The organism is Rheinheimera baltica DSM 14885 (assembly GCF_000425345.1).
Lineage (GTDB): Bacteria > Pseudomonadota > Gammaproteobacteria > Enterobacterales > Alteromonadaceae > Alishewanella > Alishewanella baltica.
This window is the reverse complement of sequence record NZ_AUDG01000083.1, coordinates 1-12,203: the sequence shown is the minus strand read 5'-3', so window position 1 is coordinate 12,203 and position 12,203 is coordinate 1. Positions and strand designations below refer to the sequence as shown.

The 12,203-nt window shown below is 47.0% G+C and carries 11 protein-coding genes and 2 pseudogenes; 8 read left to right on the top strand and 5 right to left on the bottom strand.

Translation table 11 applies throughout. The annotated features are described in order from the left end of the window. Nucleotides 1–260 (bottom strand): annotated as a pseudogene (locus H595_RS0118505) (hypothetical protein); the annotation flags it as partial. Nucleotides 261–343: 83 nt separating this feature from the next. Beyond that, nucleotides 344–757 carry an IS110 family transposase gene (locus H595_RS22880; RefSeq protein ID WP_156886025.1) on the bottom strand — a complete coding sequence of 138 codons (414 nt, stop codon included), beginning with the start codon at nt 755–757 and terminating at the stop codon, nt 344–346. 26 nt (nt 758–783) lie between these two features. On the opposite strand from H595_RS22880, the gene H595_RS22875 reads away from it, so the two are divergent. Then, a complete protein-coding gene (locus H595_RS22875; RefSeq protein ID WP_051219985.1) occupies nt 784–1,113 on the top strand; it encodes an MAPEG family protein in 330 nt (109 codons plus the stop codon). Nucleotides 1,114–1,148: 35 nt separating this feature from the next. On the opposite strand, the gene H595_RS0118490 is transcribed toward H595_RS22875, so the two are convergent. Further along, nucleotides 1,149–2,978, bottom strand: a complete 1,830-nt coding sequence (locus H595_RS0118490; protein ID WP_027672514.1) for an alpha-amylase C-terminal beta-sheet domain-containing protein — start codon at nt 2,976–2,978, stop codon at nt 1,149–1,151. A gap of 522 nt (nt 2,979–3,500) precedes the next feature. Here H595_RS0118490 and H595_RS0118485 point away from each other — a divergent pair. Together H595_RS0118485 and H595_RS0118480 are read left to right on the top strand one after the other, a co-directional pair. Continuing rightward, the gene (locus H595_RS0118485) at nt 3,501–4,154 is read left to right on the top strand and encodes a hypothetical protein (RefSeq protein WP_027672513.1); all 654 of its coding nucleotides are present in this window, start codon (nt 3,501–3,503) and stop codon (nt 4,152–4,154) included. 210 nt (nt 4,155–4,364) lie between these two features. Next, nucleotides 4,365–6,272, top strand: a complete 1,908-nt coding sequence (locus H595_RS0118480; protein ID WP_027672512.1) for a methyl-accepting chemotaxis protein — start codon at nt 4,365–4,367, stop codon at nt 6,270–6,272. A 4-nt stretch (nt 6,273–6,276) separates the two neighbouring features. Here H595_RS0118480 and greB read toward each other — a convergent pair whose 3' ends face one another. Further along, nucleotides 6,277–6,759: a transcription elongation factor GreB gene (gene greB / locus H595_RS0118475; protein WP_027672511.1), complete on the bottom strand. Its 483-nt coding sequence runs from the start codon at nt 6,757–6,759 to the stop codon at nt 6,277–6,279. A 254-nt stretch (nt 6,760–7,013) separates the two neighbouring features. Between greB and H595_RS0118465 the strand changes: the two genes are divergently transcribed. The 5 genes and pseudogenes from H595_RS0118465 to H595_RS22870 form a co-directional block, all read left to right on the top strand. After that, complete coding sequence (locus H595_RS0118465) at nt 7,014–7,220, top strand: hypothetical protein (RefSeq protein ID WP_027672510.1); 207 nt, start codon at nt 7,014–7,016, stop codon at nt 7,218–7,220. Nucleotides 7,221–7,313: 93 nt separating this feature from the next. Next, a complete protein-coding gene (gene ompR, locus H595_RS0118460) occupies nt 7,314–8,039 on the top strand; it encodes an osmolarity response regulator transcription factor OmpR (protein ID WP_027672509.1) in 726 nt (241 codons plus the stop codon). Then, on the top strand, nt 8,040–9,344 hold the full coding sequence (gene envZ / locus H595_RS0118455; RefSeq protein WP_027672508.1) for a two-component system sensor histidine kinase EnvZ: 1,305 nt from the start codon (nt 8,040–8,042) through the stop codon (nt 9,342–9,344). Nucleotides 9,345–9,431: 87 nt separating this feature from the next. After that, nucleotides 9,432–11,201 (top strand): hypothetical protein, encoded by a 1,770-nt coding sequence (locus H595_RS0118450; protein ID WP_027672507.1) that lies wholly within the window; start codon nt 9,432–9,434, stop codon nt 11,199–11,201. A gap of 192 nt (nt 11,202–11,393) precedes the next feature. Next, nucleotides 11,394–11,888: pseudogene (locus H595_RS22870) on the top strand (IS4/Tn5 family transposase DNA-binding protein); the annotation flags it as partial. A gap of 76 nt (nt 11,889–11,964) precedes the next feature. Here H595_RS22870 and H595_RS22865 read toward each other — a convergent pair. Next, a partial coding sequence (locus tag H595_RS22865; RefSeq protein WP_037055332.1) for an ATP-binding protein occupies nt 11,965–12,203 on the bottom strand: 239 nt, incomplete at its 5' end.

Below are 12,203 nucleotides of genomic sequence, written 5' to 3'. Positions count from 1 at the left end.
TCAAGCAATAAATGTGTATTGGACAGCAGCCTGTCAGCCCGCTTAATGTTATGTTTTTCATAGGCATTAGAGTGAATACCCCGGCCAATGCTGGTGACGGTAGCGGCACTGCCGTTTGCCAGGCTTTGCACGCAATCAATCACTGCTTTTTGTCTGGTTGCATGCATTTTGGGTGTGACAAATGAAACGATATTGGTCAAGATAGCGCGAACATTCATGGCTGTTTGGTCTCGGTGATGTTTGGCGATTGATCTGATCACCGAACGCCATGAATGTTCCTTCTGAGTTCATCTTTTTGTTTTAGCTAATAATTTTGTGGGGATACCTCAGGATCTGACCCCAATTATTTATACAACAAAAATGTATGAGCCTGATTACTAATGGCCGTGCGTTCTTCAACGAGCTGCTCACGAAGTTTAAGTAAACAGCCAAAAGCTTGCTGATCTTCGCTACGTAGATGAGCAAAACGCATGGTTGGCCGCTGTGCAGCTTCACAAATGGCTTCTGCATCGTTAAAGTCATTCTTGTTCGACTTTACGAAGGGTTTAACAAATTGAGCAGGTATCATTTTACTTTGATGGCCCAGGCTTCTGGCTTTACGGCACCAATGATGTGCACCGCCGCAAGCTTCAAAAAAAACCGCACAAGGTGGCAGATTCGCTAAGTACTCTGCGAATTTACCAAGCTGTATTTTGCGTTTCTCTACGATTTTTACCCCGTTGATCCTGGCCAATGACATGACAACTGAGCTTGCCAAGATCAACGCCTAATGTTTTGATAGACATGATGATTCGCCTCTTTTGGTTTGGTCACCTCATCCTAAATCAGGATGGGAGGCGAGTCATCACATTAGACCTGACCCTGAGGTATGCTGAATATGTGCCTTTAGCTTTGCTGTTGATGTTTCTGGCGGAATACAGCGGCTTGGCGCCACTATACCTGCATATTCTGGGTATTGCGTTGCTGCTGGGACGCCTGAGCCATGCCTGGGGCGTACAGCAGTTGAAAGAGCCGCTAAAGTTTCGGGTATTTGGCATGGTACTGACATTTTGCGTGTTGCTGTTGTCGGCCCTTGCCATACTGTTGCTGTATGTTAGCAAAACTCTGCTGTAATACAGCCCGTGCAATACACGGGCTGCTAACACGGGTTAAAAGTTACTGATGGTCACCGGCTGTGCCTCGCCGCGGCGGAACACATTGAGTTTGCCGCATTGGGCAAAATGGTTACCACTGGCATAAGGCGCACCGGGCTGGCTAATATCAGCCTCCCAACCCGGGCCATTACTGATAAAGGTTTTCAGCTCAAACCAGCCATTGGCGCTGCGACTGCAGTCCATCTGAACATCCAGCATCCAATAGTGCTCGCCATACTGATTTAACGGCTCTTCACCATAGCCATCCAGCGCCACAGTGCGCTTGGCCCCCCAACTGGCTGGCCACAGTTTAGTAGTCCAGTCGGCTGCCGTGCCCAAGGCCGCGCTACTCTGGCCGCTTTCGCTGCCATACCAGTCCAGATATTGCTCGTTTTGCTTCCAGGGCGCGGTAGTAGGGTTACGCAGGTTGTTGTGCCGGATCGGCAGTGCACACTGGTAGTTGCTGGCGGTGCAGCTAAGGCCCAGATTCGCCGCAGCATAATTGTGATCGATACCGCCGCGGATAAACATATCCTGGCCGGCAGCGGTCACGCCATACACAAACACCACCGTTCTTTGCCAATCAGCCTGGTCTGGCGTCGATTTTTTCCACAGCGCATAGCCGTCGCCGCTCAGTGCTAAAGTCCAGCCTGCACCAGGTTTCCAGTCGCCAGGGCCAATTTTTACCGCTAACCGGCCATCGACAATAGCGGCATAACGGCTGGCATCTGCCACCTGTACCGCGACACTGGCGTCAGAGCGGATGTTAAGCTCGCGGCGCAGCGCTATTAATGCCTGAATGGGCTGATACAGGTTCCAATCGTACACGTGGGCCCAATAAACTGACGGTATGCCCGGGTGGCTTAAGATATAAGCATAACCTTCCATTACTTTGTTGCAGGCTACCGGCCAATGACTCTGGCCATTGCCGCACATTTCAGATGGCCCGGTGTCGTGATTGTCGACAAAGGTCACCATTTTTTGCGGCCACCAGCCAATACCGCCCGCCGGTTGATAATTATTGCTAAGCCGCCAATATTGATTGGCATTGAGTGCCTGATTTAACAAACCTTTAGTCGTAAAATCGAACACGCCGCAATCACCGTCAGCACCGTTAATAAAATCGACCAATTGCTGGCGGTGGCCATCAACATTGTCGTAATTCAGATCAGTCCAGACTTCACCGACACAAAAATCAGCCCCGGTAGCGCGCGCGTACAAGCCAGCGTAGTAGGCGCTATAGCCTTTAGAGTAGTCAAACCGAATACCACTAAAACCGGCAGGTTTAAGCACATTATTGATCCAGCTGATAATATCGGCCTGCACTGTAGCATTGCTATGGTCCAGATCGCGGGCGGCATGATAGCCATCACCGCTGTCCCAGTTGCCGCTGCCCTGGCCCCATTCATCGTCGCGCGTGACCGCCCAGGGGCCCCAACTCGGGTTAGTAAAATCTGCCCAGTTAGTGCTGCCAACCCGGTGGTTAACCACGATATCCGCTACCGACTTTACCCCTTGTTGTGCTAACGCGGCGGTGGCTGCCTGTAATTGCGCGGCACTGCCGTAGGCAGAATTAAGATTATTCAGCTGCCTGGGCAAATAGCCCTGGGGCGCAGCGGCATCTGACACCGGCGGAAACCAAACATGGCTGACGCCCAGTTGCTTAATGCTAGACGCATTGGCCTGCATGCTGTTGTACCAGTCAGTTTGATGCGAGTGCCAGTGAAAGCCCTGTAACATCACCGCATCGCTGCTGTGTTGCTGCTCACTGCTGTGTGCCCCCGACGCACAGCAAAGCGCCAGTGCTGCCAATGCATAGCGGCAGCCTGAGTTAACTCGTAGCATAGTTCTCTACCTTGTTATTTTCGGTTGATAATAAGCCGCGCCCGACAGCAGACTTGCATCACTCCCCCGAGCAGCAAAACTACAGGCAAAAAAATACGGCAGAGCAAGTTATTGTCGCAATAGCAGCAGAGTGCAAAATGAATACGTATGCAAAACGAAAATGAGTTATTAATGCAGCGTTACAGGAACAAGACGGCGAAGCTAGTTGGCCTGAGATAAAAAAGCCCGTGCGTTGCACGGGCTGTAGATCTATTGTAAGCGTTACAGCAACCACACCGCCCCGGTGTGATTGCCACGGAGATCAGAATGGCAACAGCTTCGCCAGCTTGTCTGGCGTATCAGCGGTCGGTAGCTCTTTAAATAGTGATAAACGGGGTCAGATCAAAGATAAACGGGGTCAGATCAAAGTTAAACTTTCGAAATTTCAGTTGTTTAATTTTAATCTGACCCCAATTATCAAGAAATCAGCAATCCCCCCAAGTCTTTGCGTCACTGCATGTTGATTTTTGGCATGACGCGTTATTGCTTGGCTACTACCCCCGGCCAGAATTTGGCTGGCTAATAAAAGCATCAGGCCAGGTGTTGGCCCAGCCCGGGCGGCACAGCCAGGAGCAAATAGAAGTAGCGACTAAAGTAGCCACAATTTTGGCACAAGAAAATTTGCCAGACGTTATAAAGCGAGAGGTTGACCGTATACGTGCCGGCGGTGCGCTGCCCCGGCATGATTTGCCGCGCAGAAGTTATATAGCTGATACGTACAGCTCAAAAGTTAAAGACGACAATAACGCTAATAGCGTAACGTCTTTAACAGCTGCCCACGCAACGAGCACCACACGAGATCAAACAGAAATAACGGATGTAAAAACACTCTACTTAGCTTTTGTTCAGCAAATTCTCGAGTTTACAAAAAGTGATGGCGTTAAAAACGTGTCGTCACTTATTGCCTTAATGACAGACGAATACAAACAGCAATTTGCTGAAAGCGAAGATGACTTTATTGATCGATTTCAGTTTTACGGCTGGGGCTACTCAAGAGAATGCCAGGTTGAGAGGTTTGAGCATGATGGGCCGAACAAAGTGACAGTCGTGCGGGAAAATCTAATTAATGGCTGGCCACACGTCGAGTTTAAGCGAGTCGGCAAAGGCTGGAAAATTTCTGATATAAAAAATAATTGAAACAAGAGCAGTGGCAATTAGACATCTGCCAAGTGGGCCCCTTTATATTTCAGTGTTCAGTAATACGGCTCTAACTGTTGCGCAGTAAGCATGAACAATCAGGACCCCGACGAATTTAGCCCCTGCATCAGGGTTGTAGAAAACGTTTTAGGCATGAAGATATTTTCAGTATGATGGCATGGTTAACTTAGCTGTTTAGGTGTACATGTAATGGGTAATTTCAAAAATTTAACGGTAAAGCAGCAGTTTGTATTGGCCTTGGTTGGACTTATATTGCTTAGCTCAGCCCTTACGGGAGTGTTGGCGTATAACCAGTCCAGGCAGCTTGTAGTGACACGAATGCTGCAGCATGAAATGCCCTCGGTTGTGCGCCAGGTAAGCTTGACGCTGGAAGGCCAAATAAATCAGATGACGGCGGCAACGCAGCAACTGGCTGAGAACCCCTACATATTGCGCTGGGCAGAGGCGGGTTACCCGGCTGATGAAGAAGCCTTACTGTTAACGCAAATTCGTAATGTTAAGCAGCAACTTCAGCTTGATGCAGCCTCCTGGGCCGACAGGCAAAGCGCCCGCTATTGGAATCAGGATGGTTTTTTACGCACCTTAAATCATGAGCAAGACGGTTGGTTTTATGCGTTTCGAGATTCTAACCAGCCCACTAATGTAAGTTTGTTTACGGAACCGAACGGTATTACCCGCATGTTCGTAAACTATCAACAAGTGAATGGTCGGGGTTTGTCGGGTATTGCGTTGTCACTGCAGCAATTGGTAACGTTTTTACGTAATGTGCGTATTGCTGAAACCGGCTTGGTTTATATTGCTGATAGCGCAGGTAATGTCATTATTCACCCAGATGCGAAGCAAATTGGTGGCCAAACCTTACTGCAGCGCTATGGTGCTGACGTGGCGGGTAAGCTTATCAATAGCAAATCTTTGGTTACCGAAACCACAGAGCAGCGATTATTGGTGAGTGTGCCGGTGCAAGGTACCAGCTGGTCGGTGGTAGCCCAGGTGCCGTTACCTGAAGTGCTGGCGCCGGTAGAAACGCTGCGCAATACCTTATTGTTAGCTGGCCTTGCTGCTGTTGTGATTGCTGGCGTACTGGCCTGGATTTTGGCCAGTTCACTTACCCGTCGTTTGCACTCTGTTGCCGAAACACTGGTGAGCATTGGCGACGGCGAAGGTGATTTACGTCAGCGTTTACCGGCCGATGGTGCGTTGGAAATGCGCCAGATAGGTAGCGGTTTTAATAATTTTGTCGATAAAATTCATCGGTTAGTTACGCAATTACATAACCAAAGCGAAGAGCTGCAAAGCTCAGCATCAAAGGTAGACACCAGCGCGGCCAAAAATAGTGATTTAGCCTCTGAGCAACGCGACCGTCTTAGCGGCATCGCCACGGCAATTGAACAGTTGTCTAATACCATTGGCGCGGTTGCGGCTAATGCCTCGCGTGCAGCGGATACGGCAGATCACACCAACCAAAACGCCAGCCGTGGGCTTGAGGTAATTGGCACTACCAGCGACAGCCTGCAAAAGCTTACTTTGCAGGTAGACAATATTGCTGCAGCAGTTGGTGCTTTAGCGGCTAACTCAGACAAAATTGGCTCTATTCTTAGTGTTATACGGGCTATTTCAGAGCAAACCAATTTGTTGGCACTTAATGCCGCTATTGAAGCTGCGCGCGCAGGAGAGCAAGGCCGGGGGTTTGCGGTGGTAGCTGACGAAGTACGCCAGCTTGCACAGCGGGCGGCAAGTGCTACCGACGAAATTCAACAAATGATTGATCAACTGCAGTCTGAGTCGCAAAGTGCAGTACTTATTGCGCAGGACGGCAAACAAAAAGCCAGTGACAGTGCAAAATCTATGCAACTTGCTACGGCTGAACTGCAGCACATTGTCGATGGTATTAAGCAGTTAGATCAGTTAAACCGTGAAGTGGCAACCGCCACTGACGAGCAGGCCTCGGTGGTACAGCACCTGGGTGAAAGTGTGCATAGTGTGGCGCACCTTGTAGATGACAGCGCTGAGTCAGCCGCGTCACTGGCCGGGTTTAGCGTGCGTTTGCGTCAACTTTCTACTGAGCTTAATGGGCTGATTGACAGGTTCGTGGTGTAACCGGCTAAACGGTAGTATTTTGATAACTAATGCTATTGATAAACCACAATTTTTGCCCGGTCGGTGTTGGCACCAGTGCGTCGTCATCCACAGCTTTTTTCAGCAACGCCCGCGCCATAGGTGAGTCGATAGAAATGTAATCTTTGCGGCGGTAAATTTCATCCGGCCCGACGATACGAAACGTTAATTGCTCGCCTTGCTCGTTTTCAATCTCGACCCAGGCGCCAAAAAACACCCTGCCGTCTTGTTGTGGTGAATACTCAACAACTCTTACGGCTTCGATTCGCTTTCGCAAAAAGCGTATTCTTGAATCTATTTGCCGCAGCAAGCGCTTGTTTTCTTTGTAGTCGGCGTTCTCGCTGCGGTCACCCAAACTGGCGGCCCAGGCTACTTTGGCTGTGACGTCAGGGCGCTGTTCGCGCCATAAATAATTCAGCTCTTGTTGCAGAGCTTCCAGGCCCTCGGGTGTGATCAAATTGGTGCGCATTCGTCGCTTAAATACCAGAAATTCTTACGTTGGATGGTAGCAGTTTTTTACCTTTAGCCGCTATCTCAGTGCCATAAATTTGACGATAGAATTTTTTATAAGGTTGGCTTTCATTAATAAACCTATAATAAACAATGGCATAAAATTATTTAAATAATATTTCATCGCTGTCATTTAGGTGTCACAAAAATATGCTAGCCAGCTGCGGCGCCCTTGGCTATAGTTGGATTACGACGTAATAAGAGGCGAAGCGCATGAAAACCAAAGTAATAAGCGTATTAATGGCAGTAGCAGTAATGACGTTAGCAGGCTGTTCTACAGCACCGGCAAACTATACCTATGTTGTTGACACTGATTTAGCCGAACAGGCAAATAGTTTAACCCGTACCCAGGCGCATACCGGCCATGTGGTATGGTTGAACCCACCGATGAAGCGTGTACCGGTTAACGAACAAAAATAACCAGACAAACTTTGTAACACAAAGAACTGCCAAGGTTTTTCGCCGCGGCAGTTTTTTCGTTTATAGTGAAGCAAATATTGTGGAGACTTCACTATGGCCAGTTCAGAAACCCCTAAAATTCTTGTTGTTGACGACGATATGCGTCTGCGTGCGTTACTCGATCGTTATTTAGTAGAACAAGGTTACATTGTACGTAGCGTGGCCAACTATGAGCAGATGCAGCGCTTGATGGAGCGTGAGAATTTTCATTTAGTGGTGTTGGACTTAATGTTGCCGGGTGAAGATGGTTTATCGATTTGTCGCCGCCTGCGCCAGCAGGAAAACGAAATTCCTATTATTATGCTTACCGCTAAAGGCGACGAGGTAGACCGCATTATTGGTTTGGAGATGGGCGCAGACGACTACCTGCCTAAGCCGTTTAATCCGCGTGAGTTATTGGCGCGCATTCGCGCCGTAATGCGGCGTAAAAGCAAAGAATTACCTGGCGCACCCAGCCAGGCAGAGGGCGTGGTGGAATTTGGTCCGTTTAAATTTAACCTGGCCACCCGAGAAATGCGCAAAGGTGACGAGTTATTGCCACTAACCAGTGGCGAATATGCGGTGTTAAAAGTATTAGTCAGCCACCCGCGTGAGCCGTTGTCCCGCGACAAACTGATGAACCAGGCGCGCGGCCGGGATTATTCTGCCATGGAACGCAGCATTGACGTGCAGGTGTCGCGCTTGCGGCGCATGCTGGAGGATGACGCTGCAAACCCGCGTTATATTCAAACAGTATGGGGGCTGGGTTATGTGTTTGTGCCGGATGGTAGCGTAACCTAGATGCGGTTATTACCACGTAGTGCTTTTGGCCAGACGGTTTTTTTAATCGGCTTTTTGCTGTTGATTAATCAATTGGTATCGTACCTGTCGGTGGCATTTTATGTTATCAAGCCGACAACACAGCAAATAAACCACCTGATCGCCAAACAAATAAAAGTGGTGTTTATTGATGTTGGCCACGCACAGCCGGTGCTGTCTACAGAGCTAACAAGTCGCTTTCAACAGGCGACAGGTATTGAGGTGTATACCGAGCAGCAAGCCATGCAGCAAGGTTTGGCTGAAGCCAGTTATTACGGTTATTTTTCTGATCTTATGTCGCGTGAATTGGGCGGTACGGCCGAGGTGCGGGTAGCACAGGGCGAGACGTATGCATTTTGGGTGCGCCCTCCGCAAGCACCGCATTATTGGGTAAAAGTACCACTTACCGGACTGGATGAAACAGACTTTTCTCCCCTAACGTTTTATTTATTAATGATTGGTGTGTTAAGTGTGGGCGGCGGTTGGTTGTTTGCCCGTCAGTTAAACCGGCCGTTAAAAAGTTTGCAGCAAGCGGCATTGCAGGTAGGGCGAGGTGAATTCCCACCACCGCTTGCTGAAAACAAAGGCTCCACAGAAGTGATTGCCGTAACCAAAGCCTTTAATTACATGGCACGAGGCATTCGTCAGTTAGAGCAAGACCGGGCACTATTAATGGCCGGTGTTTCCCATGACCTGCGCACACCCCTTACGCGTATCCGCTTAGCCTCCGAGATGATGAACGAGCCAGACAACTGGATCCGCGATGGTATTGTTAATGACATCGATGACATGAACGCCATTATTGACCAATTCATTGATTATCTACGCCACCATAAAGAAGAATCTGGTCAAAAAGAAAACCTCAACACATTGGTCATGGAGCTGGTGCAGGCCGAGCATTTGCAACAACGCAATATTGTCACGCAGTTGGCCAGCGACATACCTGAATTAACTTTAAGACGGATCGCTATCAAGCGGTTATTGAATAATCTTTTAGAAAATGCGCTGCGTTATAGTGACGGTGATATTGAAATTTCTACCGGTTTTGAACGCAATCGCAAACGGATATATTTACAAATACGTGACCATGGCCCCGGTATTCCGGAAGAGCAAATGAAAGCCATGTTTGAACCGTTTACCCAGGGCGATGTGGCTCGCGGCAGTGGTGGTTCTGGTTTAGGCCTGGCAATTATTAAAAAGATTGTCGATATGCACCATGGTGACATTACCCTACACAACCATGCTTACGGTGGTTTGGTGGTAACTGTATTGTTGCAATCAAGGTAGGTGTCGTGTTAATTGTAAAATATTTATTGATTTAAATTGTGGTGATCTATAGAGTTTGCTCGCTATTTAAACATAGGGAGTAAAATAGTGAAATATGTGATTTTTTTATTAATAAAAGTAGCAATGTTGCTGCTTTCATTTGGTGTATTTGCATCTGGTGATGATCATCTAGCTCCAAGAAATCCAGAGGCTATTATTAATCAAAGTCTCCAAGGTTCATTGGATACTCAGGGGTATGAGTTAAAGCGGTTAAGTTATATTAGTGTAAATGGAAAGCAGGTCAATAAAGAACTGTTTTTTATTAATTCTGCTGACGGTGCTCGTTTAGCTTATCGTGATGCAGGGCTTTCTTTCTCTGCACTTGAAGATGCGCTGCAGGATTTCAATTCACCTTTTAGATTTAGTCAGCGAACGTCTACAACTTCAGGTTCAGTAGGTGCTTCTGTCGATGCTTCAGCCGGTATGTTAATGATTGTTGACAAGGAAATTGATGCTATTTCTACGCAAGCGCAAGCCGATGCATATATCTCAAAATGGGGTCTTGCAGTTGAAGCTGATAGTGATGCGTTTGATGCCGCAACGCTAACTAGCGAGTATGGTACATCATGCCCTAGGAAGTGGAGATGTAGAACAAAGTCATATCAAAAAAACAACATAAACGAAACGCTGGATGAAACGTTTGAGCTTTATAGAAATAGTTATGGTTCTGTAAACTTAGATGTGGATGGTACAGTCAACGCTAGTGTAAACGCCCAACTTGATTATCGGTATAAGAAGAAGTTTGGCATTATTTATAAAGTCCGAGTTGATTTTCTTGATTCCAGTTTAGATTATCGCTTTAACGGCGCAATGAAGCTAACAGGTAATGTAAACCAAAATTTTACTGGTAGGGAGTTTGAGTTATTTCAAGCGAAAATTTATGACCAAATTTTTATGGTCGGTTTTATTCCAGTTCAAGTAGATATAAAAACATATGTTCGCGCAGGTACTGGGGACTTGAAGTTGTCAGCTTCTGGCGCAGTTGGAATGTTAAAACCTGTCCATGTTGAAGGCAGATTTAGTTATGTATGTGATGCTAGAAACTGCGTTAAGCAAAATGAGTCATTCAACAATTTCAATGAAAGCTTAGGAATGAACAATATCGGCTATCAAGTTTTGGCTAAAGCAGAAATAGAACCTTATGTAAATGCTGCCGTTCGTGGAAGGCTTTATTGGGGCACGATTTATGCTGAAGTTGGGCTGCAACCTTCTATACCCGTTAAGTTGTTCGGCTATGTTGGAAATTTATGCGGCGACGGTGATGGAAAGTATGGCAATGAAAATGTTAAAGCAGGAATTATAAGTGCTGATATCAGAGCTGGTGTTACCCTTAAAGGAAGGTACTTTCTTTACAAAACAGATAGATACTATAAAGAATTTTATCGTGGCGCCTTAGCCTATAAAGACTTGCTGAATCCTAGTACGGCATTGTCGCCAATTATTCGTCCGGTTGTAAGCGGTACGGACGTTCGATTGACTACGTCGTTGAGAAGCTGCGTCGCTAACGAGTTAGACAAAAAGTTTCAGGATTTTACTATCCATTGGGGTAATGGCACTTCTACAGAATTGGCAGATGTTGCCGGCAGCGTAGAAAAATCAAAATCGCTGACCCCGGGTAATTATACTATTAAAGTTCAACACGCTAGCGGCGCTTATACTCAGCGATCAATAGTTGTTGGTTCCAGCTCAGGTGGTTCCAGCTCAGGTGGTGGTAGCGGTACAGTCACTCCTGGTGATCCAGAAGATTGCTTACATGGTTATGAATATAACGAGGATTTTGGTTTCTGTGTGCCGATAGGAACACGTCCTATATACTAAGTTGAGCGATGACAATCGTTGTTGCTAAGCGAAGTAACGCCATCCTGAAGCGTATTCGTATATGATAAAAAAAGCCTCCATTAAGGCTGTCTCTTCTACACAAATTCCCCGGTTTATCCGGGGAATTTTTTTTGAACCAACTGCAAGACATATGATCTGATCCTGACATAAAAAATGGTTGGGACATATTCCATGGTTTTAACAGATGCTTCAGTATGGGCGAAAACTACCTTCGAGCGAGCACAGCTTAGCGACATCCGCAGAACTAAGCGGTTGATAAATTTAGCAAGCCAATTAGCCGCTCATACAGGGAAATCGATTGTGCAAGCATTAGATTCAAGCGCTGCGATTGAAGCGGCATATCGTTTTGTTCGTAATGATGATATTTCGGCACAAGCTATAGCAGAGTCAGGTTTTGCTGCAACATTACAAGCCAGTAAAGAATTCAATTGCTTACTGGCACTGGAAGACACTACGTCACTTGAATTCTCGCATGATAGTGTGGCCGATGAACTGGGTCATACGACATCGCATAAAAGCTCAAGAGGACTACAAGCACACTCTGTTTTATTATTCGCTCCTGATAAACAGCACGTTGTTGGACTGATTGAACAACAGCGCTGGGCGCGGGATGTTAATCGCTATGGTCAGAAAAAAGACCATGCGAAACGCGCTTACGAAGATAAATGTCAACGGCAATCCAATTTTGACCCACTTACCGCTTAAAACGGTAATCTAAATTTGACCCACCCCTGGCTTCTTTTCAACTTAACGTACTTTCTGCTGCCGGTATGACACCCGCTGTTCTTTTGCCTTTTAACCTATAACTATTTCCGCTGATTTGTACGATATGCGCATGATGTAACAGCCTGTCCAGCAATGCCGCAGTTAAGGTTTGATCATCAGCGAATGCCGTTGACCATTGCGAGAATGGCAGGTTACTGGTCACAATAACACTGCCTTGTTCATAGCGTTTCGCTATCACGTTAAAGAACAGATTGG